Origin of the sequence: Acetobacter fabarum (assembly GCF_022483405.1) — a bacterium.
Lineage (GTDB): Bacteria > Pseudomonadota > Alphaproteobacteria > Acetobacterales > Acetobacteraceae > Acetobacter > Acetobacter fabarum.
On sequence record NZ_JAKVNI010000001.1, the window covers coordinates 2,182,025 to 2,197,771 of the forward strand.

19 protein-coding genes are annotated in these 15,747 nt (G+C 54.9%); 12 read left to right on the forward strand and 7 right to left on the reverse strand.

The annotated features are described in order from the left end of the window. The first annotated feature begins 189 nt into the window (after window positions 1-189). From LKE65_RS10130 to LKE65_RS10150, 5 genes are all read left to right on the forward strand, one after another. Window positions 190-450 (forward strand): hypothetical protein, encoded by a 261-nt coding sequence (locus LKE65_RS10130; RefSeq protein WP_278741251.1) that lies wholly within the window; start codon window positions 190-192, stop codon window positions 448-450. Further along, the gene (locus LKE65_RS10135; RefSeq protein ID WP_278741252.1) at window positions 447-1,892 is read left to right on the forward strand and encodes a PepSY-associated TM helix domain-containing protein; all 1,446 of its coding nucleotides are present in this window, start codon (window positions 447-449) and stop codon (window positions 1,890-1,892) included. Before LKE65_RS10130 ends, LKE65_RS10135 begins: the two co-directional genes overlap by 4 nt. Next, window positions 1,885-2,172 (forward strand): hypothetical protein, encoded by a 288-nt coding sequence (locus LKE65_RS10140; RefSeq protein ID WP_278741253.1) that lies wholly within the window; start codon window positions 1,885-1,887, stop codon window positions 2,170-2,172. The genes LKE65_RS10135 and LKE65_RS10140 overlap by 8 nt, the downstream gene beginning before the upstream one ends. A 128-nt stretch (window positions 2,173-2,300) precedes the next feature. Then, entirely contained in the window at window positions 2,301-2,576 is a 276-nt protein-coding gene (locus tag LKE65_RS10145; protein ID WP_086646015.1) for a metal-sensing transcriptional repressor, read from the forward strand. Window positions 2,577-2,591: 15 nt separating this feature from the next. Beyond that, on the forward strand, window positions 2,592-3,701 hold the full coding sequence (locus LKE65_RS10150; protein WP_278741254.1) for an S-(hydroxymethyl)glutathione dehydrogenase/class III alcohol dehydrogenase: 1,110 nt from the start codon (window positions 2,592-2,594) through the stop codon (window positions 3,699-3,701). 63 nt (window positions 3,702-3,764) lie between these two features. Here LKE65_RS10150 and LKE65_RS10155 read toward each other — a convergent pair whose 3' ends face one another. The 5 genes from LKE65_RS10155 to LKE65_RS10175 all read right to left on the reverse strand — a co-directional run bounded on the left by LKE65_RS10155 (window position 3,765) and on the right by LKE65_RS10175 (window position 6,501). Then, window positions 3,765-5,339, reverse strand: a complete 1,575-nt coding sequence (locus tag LKE65_RS10155) for a PepSY-associated TM helix domain-containing protein (protein WP_278741255.1) — start codon at window positions 5,337-5,339, stop codon at window positions 3,765-3,767. Beyond that, window positions 5,336-5,635 carry a hypothetical protein gene (locus LKE65_RS10160; protein ID WP_278741256.1) on the reverse strand — a complete coding sequence of 100 codons (300 nt, stop codon included), beginning with the start codon at window positions 5,633-5,635 and terminating at the stop codon, window positions 5,336-5,338. Before LKE65_RS10160 ends, LKE65_RS10155 begins: the two co-directional genes overlap by 4 nt. Further along, window positions 5,628-5,909, reverse strand: a complete 282-nt coding sequence (locus LKE65_RS10165; RefSeq protein ID WP_278741257.1) for a hypothetical protein — start codon at window positions 5,907-5,909, stop codon at window positions 5,628-5,630. The genes LKE65_RS10160 and LKE65_RS10165 overlap by 8 nt, the downstream gene beginning before the upstream one ends. After that, the gene (locus LKE65_RS10170) at window positions 5,909-6,121 is read right to left on the reverse strand and encodes a hypothetical protein (RefSeq protein WP_278741258.1); all 213 of its coding nucleotides are present in this window, start codon (window positions 6,119-6,121) and stop codon (window positions 5,909-5,911) included. The genes LKE65_RS10165 and LKE65_RS10170 overlap by 1 nt, the downstream gene beginning before the upstream one ends. 134 nt (window positions 6,122-6,255) lie before the next feature. Beyond that, complete coding sequence (locus LKE65_RS10175; protein WP_278741259.1) at window positions 6,256-6,501, reverse strand: hypothetical protein; 246 nt, start codon at window positions 6,499-6,501, stop codon at window positions 6,256-6,258. A gap of 70 nt (window positions 6,502-6,571) precedes the next feature. Here LKE65_RS10175 and LKE65_RS10180 point away from each other — a divergent pair, with 70 nt between their 5' ends. The 3 genes from LKE65_RS10180 (at window position 6,572) to LKE65_RS10190 (ending at window position 9,984) form a co-directional block, all read left to right on the forward strand. Then, on the forward strand, window positions 6,572-7,690 hold the full coding sequence (locus tag LKE65_RS10180; protein ID WP_278741260.1) for a L,D-transpeptidase: 1,119 nt from the start codon (window positions 6,572-6,574) through the stop codon (window positions 7,688-7,690). Between the two features lie 77 nt (window positions 7,691-7,767). Then, window positions 7,768-8,751 (forward strand): bifunctional enoyl-CoA hydratase/phosphate acetyltransferase, encoded by a 984-nt coding sequence (locus LKE65_RS10185; RefSeq protein WP_278741261.1) that lies wholly within the window; start codon window positions 7,768-7,770, stop codon window positions 8,749-8,751. Between the two features lie 27 nt (window positions 8,752-8,778). Next, entirely contained in the window at window positions 8,779-9,984 is a 1,206-nt protein-coding gene (locus LKE65_RS10190) for an acetate/propionate family kinase (protein WP_278741262.1), read from the forward strand. Here the strand turns inward: LKE65_RS10190 and LKE65_RS10195 are convergent, their stop codons facing one another. Continuing rightward, window positions 9,985-10,092: a helix-turn-helix domain-containing protein gene (locus tag LKE65_RS10195; RefSeq protein WP_278741264.1), complete on the reverse strand. Its 108-nt coding sequence runs from the start codon at window positions 10,090-10,092 to the stop codon at window positions 9,985-9,987. It lies immediately after the preceding gene. A gap of 107 nt (window positions 10,093-10,199) precedes the next feature. Next, the gene (locus LKE65_RS10200) at window positions 10,200-11,141 is read right to left on the reverse strand and encodes a helix-turn-helix domain-containing protein (protein WP_278741265.1); all 942 of its coding nucleotides are present in this window, start codon (window positions 11,139-11,141) and stop codon (window positions 10,200-10,202) included. Between the two features lie 237 nt (window positions 11,142-11,378). On the opposite strand from LKE65_RS10200, the gene LKE65_RS10205 reads away from it, so the two are divergent. From LKE65_RS10205 to LKE65_RS10220, 4 genes are all read left to right on the forward strand, one after another. Next, window positions 11,379-12,344, forward strand: a complete 966-nt coding sequence (locus tag LKE65_RS10205) for a thiamine pyrophosphate-dependent dehydrogenase E1 component subunit alpha (RefSeq protein ID WP_086646004.1) — start codon at window positions 11,379-11,381, stop codon at window positions 12,342-12,344. Window positions 12,345-12,369: 25 nt separating this feature from the next. Further along, window positions 12,370-13,401 carry an alpha-ketoacid dehydrogenase subunit beta gene (locus tag LKE65_RS10210; protein WP_278741266.1) on the forward strand — a complete coding sequence of 344 codons (1,032 nt, stop codon included), beginning with the start codon at window positions 12,370-12,372 and terminating at the stop codon, window positions 13,399-13,401. Between the two features lie 3 nt (window positions 13,402-13,404). Then, complete coding sequence (locus LKE65_RS10215; RefSeq protein WP_278741268.1) at window positions 13,405-14,526, forward strand: acetoin dehydrogenase dihydrolipoyllysine-residue acetyltransferase subunit; 1,122 nt, start codon at window positions 13,405-13,407, stop codon at window positions 14,524-14,526. A 379-nt stretch (window positions 14,527-14,905) separates the two neighbouring features. After that, complete coding sequence (locus tag LKE65_RS10220) at window positions 14,906-15,742, forward strand: transporter (RefSeq protein WP_086646069.1); 837 nt, start codon at window positions 14,906-14,908, stop codon at window positions 15,740-15,742. Window positions 15,743-15,747: the final 5 nt, after the last annotated feature.

A 15,747-nucleotide genomic window follows, 5' to 3' on the forward strand; every position in this document is an offset into this window, starting at 1 on the left:
CGCTTGAGGGTGAGAGTAATTCGCATTACAAGGCGGTGCATTCGGATCTGTTCCAGATAAGGAAAGCCCGCCACCCATGCCTGTCGCGCCTTTAATGCCACCTCGCTCACGCAGAGCGCGCTTTATGGTGTCCTCACACGCAACATGGAACAGGGCAGGGGGCCAGGCAGGTATTTTATGGACAAGCGTGTGAAAAACTCCCACGCTTATGCCTGCCGCATTACGGCTGCCCTGCTGGTCTGGCTTGCTCTGGTGCTGTGGGGGTCTGCCCTTGTGGCCTTGTCCCCAGCAATGTCTCCAGCCACCATTCCGGGGTATCGTGTTCTGGCCAGCGCGCTGGCGCCTTTTGGCATGGTATGGGCATTTTGGGTTCAAAGCCCCCTTTATGCTCTGTGTGGGAGTACCGGGCTTGCAGCTTGTGGCGGGCTTTTTCTGGTGCTGCACGCATGACCCCCGCACGCCGCTCCCGCTTGGCATGGCTGCACCGCTGGGCTGGGCTTGTAAGTGGGTGGGCAGCCTTTGCTATTTTCCTGACAGGCACGCTCGCACTGTTTGACACCGAATTAACGCGCTGGATGCAGCCAGAAACCGCGATTATTCTCGACAAAACCTCGCTCACTCCCACCGCCATAGAGCATGCGCAGCAAATCCTGCGTGATGATGAACGTGCAGGTGCGCCGCCTTCTTTTTTACTGTTACCAGATGCGCGTGACCCCACATTACGCGTCCTGCATTATGATGGTCATAGTTTTGTTGGACCGGTTCTGGCCCCGCACACAGGCCGGCCAATTCCTGTTCGGCAGACAGAAGGGGGGAATTTTTTCTTTAACTTCCACTATACGCTGCACCTGCCAAACCCGTGGGGTGAGCGGTTGGTTGCAATGATCGCCTTTGCGTTTGCTGCCTTGGTGCTTTCTGGTGTTCTGCTGCATCTTAAACGCCTTGTGCCAGATTATTTTACGCTCCGGCTCAAAGCAGCCCTGCCACGTAGCCTGCTGGACCTGCATGTTCTTACAGGGAGTGCCATGCTCCCTTTCCATATCATGATCACATGGTCCGGCCTGATCTTAACGGCGGAAAATGCACTACCCGTCCTACAGCTTGAGCAGGAACCACCGACACAAGCTGAAGCTCCCCAGCAAAGTTCCACGCATTGGGCGCCACAGGCCTCTCTGGCGGTCATGCTCCAGCAGGCACAGGCCCATTTGGGTTCAATGCCGTCTTATGTGTTGTTTGATGATGGCAAAACCACTTTCTCCGCCATTCAGCACGATAGCCTGAATGCAAATGATCTGTCGGCCGAGTTCGATAGCCAAACGGGAGAGTTCCTGAGCCAAAGCAAAGAGCCATCACCTATCGAAAATGCGTTTTATACCCTGAACGGCCTGCACCTTGCCCGCAGTATGGGGCTACTGTTGCGTTGGCTCTGGTTTGCCGGCGGTCTGGCATCCAGCATTATGGTGGCCAGTGGCCTTGTCTATTATACAGCAAGGCAGAAAAAACAGACCACACATGCCTTTGGTCTGGCAAAGCGTTTGAACATTGCACTGCTCGGAGGGCTTATTACCGCCTGCCTGAGCTTTTTTGTGCTGAACAGGCTCATCCCCGTCCAGTGGCAGGCCCGTGCCGCGCTGGAAGTGGCTGGCTTTTTTGCCGTATGGGCGAGCGGCCTCCTGCTGGTTATGGCCATACCCATTAACAAAAGCGTGCGCATAATCGCCTGGGCAACCGGTTTGATAGCTCTTGCGCTCCCGGTCATTGATGGTTTGACCGTACCTTTACAGGCGTGGGGGTCCATGCTGCACCTGACTGTTAACGGCATGTTCCTGCTAACGGGGCTAAGCGCCATGGGGAGTTTACGCTTTCTGCCCGTCTGGCGCAGCCATGACTGAAACAGTTTTGGGCCTGACCGAGAGCATAATTGTTGCCGCCTGTATGCTCTGGGCCTGTAGCCTTGCTTTTGTGCGGAACAGACTGGGATTTACCCGCAGCCTTCTGCCCAAAAACCAGAGTGTTGCGTTACGTCTGTTTGCCCTGATCACATTCGGTTGTGCAATCAAAGTCAGTTTGGCGGCCTCAGCGGTTCCTGCGCTGGCAGTCTGTATTATGCTGCTCTCCGTAAACAGCGTCATCTTTGCAGTTATTTTCTGCTTTCTTGAAAAAAAACGATAATTCCAAGCCGTAAAAACCAACATGCAGGGGCGCTCCCCATACGGTGGCCATGCAGCACAACACAAAGCCATAGCCAACTGCGCGGCAGGATACTATACTCCCCTATAGTAAAAGGACGAACATGCAGAATGCCCCATACACCAGAAGATAAGAAAAAAGCGCTTACCCGCCTGCGGCGGATCCGTGGGCAGTGCGACGCGCTGGAACGGGCCTTGGAGGCTGGGTCGGACTGTGCTCCCGTGCTTCAGCAACTTGCGGCAATACGCGGCGCGGTTAACGGCCTCATGTCCGAAGTCATGGGGATGTATGTGCATGAGGAGTTTGGTTCGGCCCAAGACCTTAATGCGGAAAAAAAGAAAAGCATCGACACCATTCTGTCCCTCGTACGCACCTATCTGAAATAACCACAAGGAACGATCATGAAATCCCGTGCTGCTGTTGCCTTCGCTCCCGGTGAGCCCCTGAAAATTGTGGAAATTGATGTCGCTCCTCCCAAAAAGGGGGAAGTTTTGGTCCGTATTACCCACACAGGGGTTTGCCACACGGATGCGTTCACCCTCTCGGGCAGTGACCCCGAAGGTCTGTTCCCCTGCGTTTTAGGGCATGAAGGAGCAGGCGTGGTTGTGGAGGTTGGCGAAGGCGTGACCTCCGTCGCGCCCGGAGACCACGTTATTCCGCTTTATACGGCTGAATGTGGGAAGTGTGAGTTCTGTACTTCAGGCAAAACCAACCTGTGCATTGCCGTGCGCGAAACACAGGGCAAGGGGGTCATGCCCGATGGTACCAGCCGTTTTTCATACAACGGCCAGCCTTTGTACCATTACATGGGCTGCTCCACTTTTAGTGAATATACAGTTGTGGCTGAAGTCTCACTTGCCAAGATCAACCCCCATGCTGACCACGAACATGTCTGCCTGCTCGGATGCGGTGTAACAACCGGTATTGGCGCTGTACATAACACGGCCAAGGTGCAGCCGGGTGACAGCGTTGCCGTTTTTGGTCTGGGTGGCATTGGGCTTGCGGTTATTCAGGGCGCACGGCAGGCAAAGGCTGGCCGGATTTTTGCCATAGACACCAATCCGGACAAGTTTGAACTCGCCACTTCCATGGGGGCAACAGACTGCCTGAATCCGGCGGACTACGACAAACCCATCCAGCAGGTTATTGTGGACATAACGCGGTGGGGGGTGGACCATACGTTTGAATGTATTGGCAACGTAAATGTCATGCGTGCTGCACTTGAATGTGCCCACCGTGGCTGGGGGCAATCCGTTGTTATTGGTGTTGCTGGCGCAGGACAGGAAATTTCCACCCGCCCATTCCAACTTGTTACCGGGCGTACATGGAAAGGCACAGCCTTTGGCGGTGTTAAAGGCCGCACCCAGCTACCCGGCATGGTGGAAGATGCCATGGAAGGCAGGATCGACCTTAAACCCTTTGTGACCCACACAATGGGGCTGGAAGATATTAACCATGCATTTGATCTGATGCATGATGGCAAATCCATCCGGTCCGTTATTATTTACTAAGTTTATCGCGTCCCTGTTTCTCCCTTTATTTCTTACGAAACTGAGGGAGAAACATCATGCTGGTCAGGCAGACAGCCTGCACGTGGACCGCTTGACCGAGCGCAGCAAAAAACAGCCCAGCACCAGCGCCACCACGCCAACCCCAAGAGAGGGTAAAATTGCCCGTCCCTCGACCATGGCAATAAGCACGGCCGGGACAATGGCAATATTGGCACACCCCGCCACACAGAACAGTAATGGATCACGCTGGTTTTCACGCAGGAGAAAAGCCAGGCTCATACATAACAAAAACACCGTATAATATACGAGCGATGCCTGAGCATAAGTGCCCCCCAAGGGCCAGAATGGTGCACATAGAAGTAAAATGGCAATGCCTGTTATGCACCCCGTAATACATCCGGTTGTCAGGCAAGAGAGCAGCCACGTGGCACGCGTTTGCGGGTTGCCTGCCTGCTGTTCGCGTTTTTGCCGCGCAATAATCCACAACCGGCAGCCAGTATAAAACAAAAAGGCTCCACCCAGCCCAAGGCAATAGTACCCCCAGCGTACGGGAAGGCCGCCATAACTCCCAAAATGCAGGGCGACAAACGCGGTCAGTGCCGCAAATCCAGTAGACTGATGGCCCGGCAGATAATCTGCCGATAGCACCTTGCCACTGGCCGGATCCACCACAGCAAAACCATTCGAGGCTCCGCGCGTAGGGTAACGCTCATCATGCCCTGTGATTCTGAGCGTTGTTCGGCTTTTTCCTCTGTTGGACTGCGTTGTATACTCCAGCGTATCGGCAAAAAAACCGGGGGCCTGCTTCTGTAATTCTACCAGAATGGCTTCTGGTGGCATCTGCCCCTCAAAGTTTACGGTGCGAGTTCCGTTGCCTTTGCTTCTATCCCCAGCGTGACCATGCTGTTGCGCAGGAGCATGTGCCACCGGCTGCCCCTGCTGGAACAGTTTGCCTTGCAGGGCAAAAATAGGCTCATGAAACGCAAAGACAACGGCTGTTGCCGCAATAATAAAATGGAAAGGCAGTGAAAAGACCCCAACAAGATTATGCAGGTCCAGCCAGACCTTGCGCGTTGCACTGCCGAACCTGAGGGCAAACAGCATTTTTTTGAGTGCTGGCAAAAATGCGATCACGCCGGACACCAGTGCCAGAAAATAGCCTACAGCCACACACCCCATCGTGTAACGCGCTGCCGTATGCGGCAAAGGCAGACCGATCTGTTCATGCAACTGGTCAATAAAAAAAGGGATTTCTGATGGACGGCTGACAAGCGTGTGCAACTCCCCATCCGGCGAGAGCGCGGCAAGCACATAATCCTGCGGACCGTGGCCCCTATGCGTTGGATCCTGTGGCCACATAAGACGGGCAGGGCGTGCGTTATCCGGATTAACAACTACTGTATAATGGCTGCTTGCATCCGGGTATTCGGCAAAGGCTTTTTGCAAAAGCTGGGGCGTATCCGCCAGGTCCACTGGTTGGGGCAAAGAGGGAGCGGGCGTAAGCCAGACCTGTAAGGGCTGTTCAAACATGCTTATGGAGCCGGCATAAAACGCCACAAACAGGAACAGACTACAAAGAATACCGACCCAGCTATGAACTTCCCGGTAAACCTGCACAATATCGGGGCGGATTTTCATGCCGTCGTAACTTTCGCCAGTATTTCAAACAGACCCCAGACAAGCATGGCCGCTCCGCCCAGTACGACCCATGCGCGCAGACCAGAACGAAACAGGAAACAACTCCCCATAACGCCAAGCCACACCAGAACGGCCAGCCACATTAAAAACTGGGCAGAAGCCGTCCGCGGCTCCCCCGTGGTGCCGCACAGCAACCCCACTACCGCCATGCAGCCAAAGGAGAACATTATTCCCGGCACAATGCCGGCCACCAGCTTGGCAAGCCACTGCCTGTTAGTGAGCGGCAAGTCAGTCATGACCGTTTTTTCCAGACTGGAGCATGGCCATAACCAGCGGAAAAAAACTGCAAACCACCATGAGAAGGAGCACGACCATAAAACAGGCACTCATCGTGCTTTCCACACCTACAAGCATGCACACAGCCAGCACACCCAGCCCCATGGCGGCAGACCGGCAAAACCGTGCATGAGGTCTACGCGTAAAAATACGCTGGTTTTTGGATGAAAGGTAAAACAGCACTCCACACAGCAGAGTGCAGCCTCCGGCGCCAAGCAGAAGCAGGGCAGACATCACTTTCCTCCATCCGCCAGTTTCAGCGGCAAAGCGGCATACAACTGGTAATCACCCACGGTTTTTACCCAGCTATGCAGCGGAGCATACCTGCTGGCCAGACCAACCACCTGCGCACAAAACAACAGAGCCCCGGCAAAGCAGGAGAGCGGGTGCTGGCATAGCAGTATGTCCGGCCTAACAAAACGGGCCAGCAAGGTCATGTGGCTCATAGGTCTATTCCACCACATCATGTGAATAGCGGAGGTATATGCAATTAATAATTACTGTCAATAACATCCATGCCGGATAACCTGTGGTTAAACCATCCTGTTGTGTTTAGGTCACAATCCAGTGCAAGTTCTATTCAACCTGCCCCAACCTGAGTTTGCTGAGGGAAGGGGATGCCGTCGTTCACGGCCGGATCGGCCGCCGGGGTGTTCAGGCCCTCTCCACCCACAACCCGTGGCAAACTGCCAGTTCTTCTGCTTGATATACTCAATTTTCCTTGGTTTTTAACACCAAGGCTCAACTCAAGCGCAGCCCTTGCATGCAGCATAGTGGTAATAAACCCATCATCTTGGATATTCCGCTTGCCAGCAAGAAGTGCCATAGTTACCAGCACTTAAAAAACAGGAGAACAGAACCCGGTGTACGCGGCGAGACATTTAATCTTTCCGATTATGTTTGGCTGCCTATTTGCCGCTCAAACTCTTCAGGCAGCACCGTATTCTGCTAGTGCGGATTTTGCAGAAGAACTCTCCAAGGCTGTAGGAGAGTCCTCGCCTCACGTTTTTTTCCCCAATGGGGACATAGCTGCACCCCTGCATACTCCGCCCGCCAAAAAGGCTCCTGCTGCGGCTCCGCAGGCCAAAGCGACACCGGCAAACCCTGTTAAAACTGCATCTGTTGCCCCTCTGGCCAAGCCGCCTGTGCCTGATAACGCAGCACCAGCACCAGCACCAGCACCAGCACCAGCACCAGCACCAGCACCAGCACCAGCAGTCGTAGAGTTGGATGAGAAGCAGGTACAAGCGGAAATAGACCGGCTTCGGATTCTTTTCCAAAAAGACGTACCCGCCGCATTTACCCCAACCATTACCCAGAAAGACACATGGCTAGCCCTGGCGCGCCAGCAGATCAGCCAATCCGGCTACGTTGTTCAAACACCCCAGGCCGTGGTGGTTGCAGACCGCAATCCCTCCGTGCAACGTGCCTGCGTTATTGTGGCCCGCCCCGATACGCCAGAATGGACCATTATTGGCTGCACACGCATATCCACCGGCACAATCGGCCGTAAGCATCACTACATTACGCCCGTTGGTATTTTTACCAATACGGCAGAAAGGCTAGGCTACCGGGCACAGGGCACCAAAAACGAAAACGGGATCATGGGGAATGGCACCAAAGGCATGCGTGTCTGGGATTTTGGCTGGCAGGTTGCTGAAAAAGGGTGGCTCCCCAGCCGTGAACAAGGCCCCATACGGCTGGAAATGCACGCAACCGACCCTGTTTTTCTGGAACGCCAGCTAGGCCATATGGCTTCGGCCGGGTGTATTCGTATCCCGGCGGCACTGAATATCTATATCGACAAAAACGGCCTGCTGGACGTGGAATACGAGCGCAAGGCCGCAACCGACAAGCGTTTTCGTGCTCTTCTACGCACAGACAGGACACCATCCTCCCTTGCCGGAATGGCCGTTATTGTGGTGGACAGCGCCCCACCACCCAGCACGGCACCAGCCCGCACGCCATCACCCAATCTTGTATCTGCCAGAATACCCAATTCGCCTATTCATTAGGATGAACGTAGCCGAATGGCGCGTTTTTCAGCCATGTTGCAAAACTGGTGGAACACACGGAGCGGGCCATACCTGATATGAGACACACTTCCCCCCTTTTTGCAGGGGCCATGCCTCCACCACGCCAGCCAACATCCCACCAGCTTTTTGCAGATCTGATAAACCGCGCCCTGACGCATGAACCGGTGCCTTACGGGCTTGTCTGGCCATGCGAGGACCACGCTCTGGCAGGGCCACTGGATGCCGCACAAAAAGGGATTATCCTGCCTGTTCTGATCGGGGATACGCCACGTATTCAGGCCATAGCGTGCAAAAACCAGATAGACCTAAGCCCCTACCAGATCATACCTGCACCAACACCTGAAGCCGCCGCCCAAAAAGCTGTGGAGCTGGCCCGGACAGGGCATGTGCAGGGCTTGATAAAAGGCAGCCTGCATACCGACACACTCATGCATGCCGTGGTTTCTCCCACCAATGGTTTGTGCACTAGCCGCCGGATCAGCCATGTTTTTCTGCTTGCTGTGCCAGGCTATGAAAAACTGCTTTTTGTGACCGATGCCGCCATTAACATCTTCCCCGATCTTTCAACCAAGCGCGATATTGTCCAGAACGCCATAGACCTGCATACGGGGCTTGGGCTGGGAGTGCCCAAAGTGGCCATTCTCTCCGCTGTGGAAGTGATCAACCCAAAAATCCCTAGCACAGTGGATGCTGCAAGCCTGTGCAAAATGGCCGAACGCGGACAGATAACAGGGGGAATACTCGATGGCCCTCTGGGTATGGACAATGCCATAGACCCAGAAGCGGCCAGAATAAAAAACCTATCATCCCCCGTAGCCGGGCAGGCGCAAATTCTGGTCACGCCGGACCTGGAGGCAGGCAATATGCTGGCCAAAAACCTGATCTTTATGGCTCAGGCGGACTCTGCGGGCATAGCACTTGGTGCCAAGGTTCCCATTGTGCTGACAAGCCGGGCAGACAGCGTGCAGGCCCGCCTGGCATCCGCCGCGATAGGCGCACTGTATGCCAGACATCTGGCACAACAGAATACCGCGTTTTAAGTCGCCCAGCTTTGCGGAAAACCACCCATGTCAGACGTTGTTCTTGTTTTTAATGCCGGGTCATCCAGTCTCAAGTTCACGGTTTTTCAGATCGGCCAGAACCCGGCCATACAAAAACTGATCAAAGGGCGGCTTGAGTATGATGTGGACACATTCCATTTTTTCGCATCCGACCAGAACGACCAGCTCCTTGACCGCGCAACCTACCCACTCAGCCAGAAAAAACCACTCGAGTACCTTCTGGACTGGCTGGCCGACCATGAGCAGGGCCAGCACAACATTGTAGGGGTTGGCCACAGGATTGTGCATGGAGGGCCAGATTTTCTAGCTCCCATACAGGTTACGCCAGAAATCCTGCGCCAACTGGAAGCCCTGACACCCTTTGCGCCACTCCACCAGCCGCAAACCCTTGCCCCGGTCCATGCTATCATGGCTTACCGGCCAAACCTGCTCCAGATTGCCTGTTTTGATACGGCTTTCCACCGCACCATGCCAGAAATCGCCCGACTTTTACCGCTCCCTCGCCGGTATGGAGAAAAAGGCATCTGCCGGTATGGCTTCCATGGTCTTTCCTACGATTTTCTAACCCAACGCCTGCACCAGATAGACCCCACACTGGCAAAGGGCCGCACTGTTCTGGCGCATCTGGGCAGTGGTGCCAGCCTGTGTGCATTAAAGGGGGGCAGAAGTATTGAAACCACAATGGGCTTTTCCGCCCTAGATGGATTAATGATGGGCAGCCGCTGCGGAATGATAGACCCCGGCGTACTGCTCTACATGCTGCGGGAAGAAAAAGCGGACTGGAACACTATGGTCAATACCCTGTACCACCAGTCCGGGCTACTTGGGGTTTCTGGCGTGTCGTCTGACATGCGCGTTTTGCGCGAGCATATGGGCACGGAGCAAGATCCCGCATTGCAAGAACATATTCAGCAGGCTCTTGCCTTGTCCGCCTACCGGATTGTGGAAGAAGTTGGCGCTCTTGCTGCTATTATGGGCGGACTGGATGGTCTGGTCTTTACCGCAGGCATAGGCGAACACGATGCCTTTTTACGTCAGGATGTCTGTCTCGCTCTTGGCTGGCTGGGTCTCAAGCTGGACTATAAGGCCAATGAGAACCATGCGAGAATCATCAGCAGCCCCGATAGTGCAATCCGCGTGCGTGTAGAACCAACCCATGAGGAACTGGTCATCTGCCAGAACGTCCTGCCCTTTGTGCAGAACACCCCATAACTACCCGGTTATGGGGGCCGGAGCAGGGGACAGGTTCTTCAGTTTTCGGTAAAGGGTGGAGCGGCTTACACCCAGCAGGCGGGCGGCGGGGGCAATTTTGCCCTGCACCAATCATCAGCAGCCCCGATAGTGCAATCCGCGTGCGTGTAGAACCAACCCATGAGGAACTGGTCATCTGCCAGAACGTCCTGCCCTTTGTGCAGAACACCCCATAACTACCCGGTTATGGGGGCCGGAGCAGGGGACAGGTTCTTCAGTTTTCGGTAAAGGGTGGAGCGGCTTACACCCAGCAGGCGGGCGGCGGGGGCAATTTTGCCCTGCACCATAGCCAGAGCACCTTCTATGACCGTTCTTTCCGCCTCCTGAAAATCCGGCACACCGGCAGCTCTGGCTCCCAGATCAAAGCAGACACTGGCCACCTCCGGGCTGGCTATTCCAAGCATGGAGCGGGCAGCGTAGGTCGCCCCTACCACAATGCGTTTGTCATCCAGAGCGATCATGGGCAGGGATATGCCGTTCCCTTCACCCAGCAGCAAGACTGTCCTGTTCCGGAAGGCTTCCAGAAAACTCCGTCGCTCCAACCTGCGCGCGGCATCAACCAGCACGGCTTCCATCATCAGTGCTACACGGCCAGAAGGGTCCGAACGGATGGAGCTGGCATCCAGCGCCCCGGCAACACAACCGTCAGGCCCATAAAACGGTACGGCAGAGCAGGTAAGGTATCGTAGTTTTGTGCACCAGTGCTGGTCCCGGTGGACGGTTACCGGTTGCCCCTCTACCAGACAGGTGCCTATTCCGTTGGTGCCGGCTACGGCTTCTGCCCAATTGGCGCCGGGCCAAAGGTGCCAACGGCGGCACCCTTTTTCAAACGGTGGCGCACCACGGCGGGCGACGACAATCCCCGCCGGGTCAGCCAGCAGCACGTTATAATCCAGCGTGGAAACAATACCATGCAGCCGGTCCAGTTCCGGGTCGGCTATTTTCATGGTCACGCCCATGCGCTCGCGTGCCTGCCGCAGTTCGGCCGAGCACAGAATATCCGTATCCAGCGTTGTATCCGTGGGAATGGCATATTGCTCGGCGCAACGACGCCACGAGTTGCGGAGAAGGGGGGATAATCCGGACCACACGCCGGGGGACAAAATGAGTGAGTTCATGTGCGCCTGTCCATCCACAAAAAATGTCTCTGGCGTGTATTACGTTTCGGATATGCGACACTTCGCATTCTGCCTTCTCAAATACACGTGAGCCGAATTATCCGTTGGGTTCACCCTTTGGCATATCTCCCCATAACTGAGCGCATACCCGCTTCGCTCTGTTTTTTCGTGCGGAATGGGACGGAATAATTCCGTTATTTCTTCCAACCCACACGGCAGTATTGCCCGGGGGCAGACATGCAGATTGCACACGATATTCTTCTGCGTTCCTACCGTTCCATGCGGACCATCCGCGATTTTGAGGAACGCCTTCATGTAGAGTTCGCAACCGGAGAAATTCCGGGATTTGTTCACCTGTATTGTGGTGAAGAGGCATCCGCCGTGGGTGTCTGCGCTCATCTGAGCGACACGGATACAATTGCCAGCACGCACCGCGGTCATGGCCACTGTATTGCCAAAGGTGTTGGCGTAGAGGGCATGATGGCCGAAATTTATGGGCGCAAAACCGGGGTATGCCACGGCAAAGGCGGGTCCATGCATATTGCGGACCTGTCTCTGGGCATGCTCGGTGCGAACGGCATTGTTGGGGGAGGGCCGCCGCTGATCTGCGGTGCAGCCCTTTCGCACAAGGTGCTCAAGGATGGTGGCGTTGCCGTCGCGTTTTACGGTGATGGCGCTTCCAATGAGGGCACAACGCTGGAAAGCCTGAATCTGGCCATGGTCTGGCAGCTACCCGCCGTTTTTGTCTGCGAAGATAACGGCTATGGCGAGGCAACGGGAGCATCCTACGCCTGCGCAGGCACACAAAAAGCGCGCGCCGCAGGCTTTGGCATGCCGTATTTTGACTGCGATGGCACAGATTTTTTTGCCGTGCATGAGGCCGCCGGGCAGGCCATAGCCCATGCGCGCGCTGGCCACGGCCCGGTAATGCTGCATGTTCATCTGGCACGCTGGTACGGCCATTTTGAAGGCGACGCCATGACCTACCGCGCCAATGGTGAGGTAGCCAGAGAAAGGGCCGAGCGTGACTGCCTGCAGAAGTTCCGCACGCATGTAACAGAGACCAGCCTGCTCGACCTGTCCGCACTGGATGACATTGATACCAGCGTGAAGGACGAAATCGAGGCCGCCGTAAAAGCCGCCAAAAACGCCCCATTGCCTGAACCTGCCGACCTGCAGGCAGACGTTTACGTTTCTTACTGAGCCACGCGCAATACGGAGTATTCTCATGTCCAAAAAAAGCTTCCGTCAGGCCATTAATGAAGCCTTGCGTCAGGAAATGCAGCGTGACCCACGCGTTATTCTCATGGGGGAAGACATTGCTGGCGGGCAGGGTGGTTCTGCTAGCGTGGTAGACGCATGGGGCGGCGTGCTGGGGGTTACCAAAGGGCTTTATACCGAATTTGGTGCCGAACGGGTGTTTGATACCCCCATTTCCGAGGCATCCTATATCGGGGCAGCCGTTGGGGCGGCCGCCACCGGCCTGCGCCCGGTGGCTGAACTGATGTTTGTGGACTTTGTAGGCTGCTGCCTCGACCAGATCATGAATCAGGCCGCCAAATTCCGCTACATGTTTGGTGGTAAGGCCCGCACACCACTGGTTATCCGGGCCATGTATGGCGCGGGCTTTAATGCAGCGGCACAGCACAGTCAGGCGCTTTACCCGCTTTTTACCCATATTCCGGGGCTTAAGGTTGTTGTCCCCTCATCCCCTTACGAAGCAAAAGGGCTGCTGATCGAGGCAATAAGGGACGATGACCCCGTTATCTTCCTTGAAAACAAGGTCATGTACGATGATGAAGAGGAAGTGCCCGATGAGCCATATTCCATCCCGTTCGGGGAAGCCAACCTGACGCGGGAAGGCGATGATGTAACCATTGTTGCCTTTGGCCGTATGGTCAATTTTGCCAACGAAGCAGCCGACAGGCTGGAAAAAGACGGCATAAGCTGCACGGTTATAGACCCCCGCACCACATCCCCGCTGGACAGCGCCACCATACTGGAATGTGTGGAAGATACGGGGCGGCTGGTCATTGTTGATGAATCAAGCCCGCGCTGCAACATGGCAACCGATGTGGCCGCACTGGTAGCGGAACAGGCGTTTGACGCGCTCAAGGCCCCCATACGCCAGGTTGTGCCCCCGCACACGCCAGTCCCCTTCGCAACCGTGCTGGAAAAACTCTACCTCCCCGATGCGGCCCGCATTGAATCGGCGGTTCGCTCCGTCATGGCCTATAAAAAAGCAAAGCAGGATGCCTGAGCAATGACAGACCTTATCACCCCAATCACAATGCCCAAGTTTGGTCTGGCCATGACCGAGGGAAAAATTACAAGCTGGAACATTCCCTCCGGCGCGCAGGTAGAAGCCGGGCAGGAAATTGCAGACATAGAAACCACCAAAATCACCAATGGTTACGAAAGCCCGGCCTCTGGCACGCTGCGCCGCCAGATTGCAACGGAGGGAGAAACCCTGCCCGTAGGTGCTCTTTTGGGTGTTCTGGCCGAACCTGCCGTGAGCGATGCGGATATTGATGCATTCATTGCCAAGTTTCAGGCTGATTTTTCATCCGACAGTGCTGCTGACACGCAGGCTGATCACGCAGAACCCATTATGGTCAGCGTTGGGGATCTGACACTCCGTGTGCAGGAAGCCGGGCAGGGCGATGCTACGCCTGTCCTGTTCATCCACGGTTTTGGTGGGGACCTGGGCAACTGGATGCTCAACCAGAATGCTCTTTCCACCGACCGGCGCACGGTCGCTTTTGACCTCCCCGGCCACGGAGGGTCATCCAAAAACGTGGGAGATGGAACCCCCGCAGGCTTTGCGGCAACAACTGCGGCTTTGCTGGATAAGCTGGAAATAACGAGCGTTCATGTTGTTGGTCACTCGCTCGGAGGGGCTATTGCACTGGAGCTTGCCAAAACCTGCCCGCAAAAAGTGGCCTCCCTTTCCCTCATTGCTCCTGCGGGCTTGGGGCAGGGCATTAATATGGATTTTATTGAAGGGTTTATCTCCGCAGATCGTCGCAAAACCCTTGAGCCTGTCCTGAATTATCTGGTGCATGACAAAACCCTGATTTCTCGCAAGATGATTGAAGACATTATTCGCTTCAAACGTCTGGATGGAGCGCTTCAGGGCTTGCAGACAATTGCCAAAGCCTGCTTCCCCAATGGCAGGCAGGCGGAGGACCTTCGGCCCGTTCTGACCAGTTTTGCTGGGCCAGCCCAGATTATCTGGGGGGAGGCGGACGAGGTTATCTCACCCAATGATGCCAAAAACCTGCCGGATACCATACCCGTAACCCTGCTCCCCCAGACTGGCCATATGCCACAACTGGAAAAAGCAGCGGACGTAAATGCAGCACTCATAAAGCTAGCAAAATAAGTCACAGCGTCTTTCCCCTTGCAGCTCCATTTTGCTGCAAGGGATTTTGGCCAGCCTTTTAAAACCCTGCCATAGCTTGTTTCTTACAACACGTGCTCTGAGCATTCTGTTCCGGGAATGAGACAGTTTTTATAGCTTGAGGACACAGCCACGTGAACTCATGCGTTTTTCAACTATATTATATCTGCTTATTTTATATATCTCTTCCAAAAGCCCAACCCCATGCAGCGTAACGGTTGGCGATCAGAACTGATTATTCAATAACCCCAACACGCTGCGCCTGTTTTTACAACGGCAGCCTCCTTGATGGAGATCCCTCATGCTGTTTGGCAAAAAGCCGAAACGGCTCCTGCTGACCTTAAGTCTGTGTGGCGCCAGCATGCCTTTATTAACACCCGGGCTCGCCTATGCGGCGGATATTACTCTGGGGATCATTGGTCCACATGAATATGACCTGCCTGTGGACTACAAGCCATTTAACGTATTGGTCCAGTATGGGAATGGGAATGCATCGGGCAACACCTATAACAGCACCGGCCAGCGCGTACCTGCCCATGGAGGAAGCCACACATGGTCCGGGCTTACCAAATACGTGCATTTTCGCACATTTGATGCGCTCCCGCATGTTGGCTTTGCTTTTGAGGTCATCCAATCTGAAAACTATACTCTGGCAGGCGGCACAAATTACGGCGGGCTAGGGGGGACCATTGTAGGGCCTGCTGCGTGGTTTAAACCCAATGCACACAGCACTCTTGGTTTTCAGACATTCCTGCAAACACCTTCTGGCACGCGGGATACTTTGGCCACGGGTTACTGGGCCAATATCTCAAGCATTATTTTTGATTATGAATGGAAGCATTTTAGCTTTGACGGCGATGTAGGCACTGTTGTTGGCTCAACAAAACATAAAACCGGCCAACACAGCTATTCGCCCGGCGTCGTTTTTTACAGCAATTTACGCTTTAGCTGGAAAGCAACAAAACTGATCGAGCCATACTTTGCCTTTGACTGGCAGAACGTTGGCGGAACCTATGACCAGAGCATTCATGCAGACCTGAGCAACTCCAACAGCCGGGAAATAGCCCCCGGGCTGGGCGTTATGTTCAATATCAGCCGGACAATCAGTTTCACCACGCGTTACGCACATTCCATAGAAGGCCGCAACACGCCGGAAACAAACGCTTACTACGTGAAGTTCCTCTACCTGTGGCCATAGTACAG

Bases quoted from the DNA above. Each gene is read 5' to 3' on its own strand.
- LKE65_RS10205 (WP_086646004.1), top strand. From the start codon at position 11,379: ATGCAGATTGCACACGATATTCTTCTGCGTTCCTACCGTTCCATGCGG.
- LKE65_RS10220 (WP_086646069.1), top strand. From the start codon at position 14,906: ATGCCTTTATTAACACCCGGGCTCGCCTATGCGGCGGATATTACTCTG.
- LKE65_RS10215 (WP_278741268.1), top strand. From the start codon at position 13,405: ATGACAGACCTTATCACCCCAATCACAATGCCCAAGTTTGGTCTGGCC.
- LKE65_RS10160 (WP_278741256.1), bottom strand. From the start codon at position 5,635: ATGACTGACTTGCCGCTCACTAACAGGCAGTGGCTTGCCAAGCTGGTG.
- LKE65_RS10175 (WP_278741259.1), bottom strand. From the start codon at position 6,501: ATGGCACTTCTTGCTGGCAAGCGGAATATCCAAGATGATGGGTTTATT.
- LKE65_RS10180 (WP_278741260.1), top strand. From the start codon at position 6,572: ATGTTTGGCTGCCTATTTGCCGCTCAAACTCTTCAGGCAGCACCGTAT.
- LKE65_RS10170 (WP_278741258.1), bottom strand. From the start codon at position 6,121: ATGAGCCACATGACCTTGCTGGCCCGTTTTGTTAGGCCGGACATACTG.
- LKE65_RS10185 (WP_278741261.1), top strand. From the start codon at position 7,768: ATGAGACACACTTCCCCCCTTTTTGCAGGGGCCATGCCTCCACCACGC.
- LKE65_RS10135 (WP_278741252.1), top strand. From the start codon at position 447: ATGACCCCCGCACGCCGCTCCCGCTTGGCATGGCTGCACCGCTGGGCT.
- LKE65_RS10165 (WP_278741257.1), bottom strand. From the start codon at position 5,909: ATGTCTGCCCTGCTTCTGCTTGGCGCCGGAGGCTGCACTCTGCTGTGT.
- LKE65_RS10150 (WP_278741254.1), top strand. From the start codon at position 2,592: ATGAAATCCCGTGCTGCTGTTGCCTTCGCTCCCGGTGAGCCCCTGAAA.
- LKE65_RS10140 (WP_278741253.1), top strand. From the start codon at position 1,885: ATGACTGAAACAGTTTTGGGCCTGACCGAGAGCATAATTGTTGCCGCC.
- LKE65_RS10155 (WP_278741255.1), bottom strand. From the start codon at position 5,339: ATGAAAATCCGCCCCGATATTGTGCAGGTTTACCGGGAAGTTCATAGC.
- LKE65_RS10210 (WP_278741266.1), top strand. From the start codon at position 12,370: ATGTCCAAAAAAAGCTTCCGTCAGGCCATTAATGAAGCCTTGCGTCAG.
- LKE65_RS10200 (WP_278741265.1), bottom strand. From the start codon at position 11,141: ATGAACTCACTCATTTTGTCCCCCGGCGTGTGGTCCGGATTATCCCCC.
- LKE65_RS10145 (WP_086646015.1), top strand. From the start codon at position 2,301: ATGCCCCATACACCAGAAGATAAGAAAAAAGCGCTTACCCGCCTGCGG.
- LKE65_RS10190 (WP_278741262.1), top strand. From the start codon at position 8,779: ATGTCAGACGTTGTTCTTGTTTTTAATGCCGGGTCATCCAGTCTCAAG.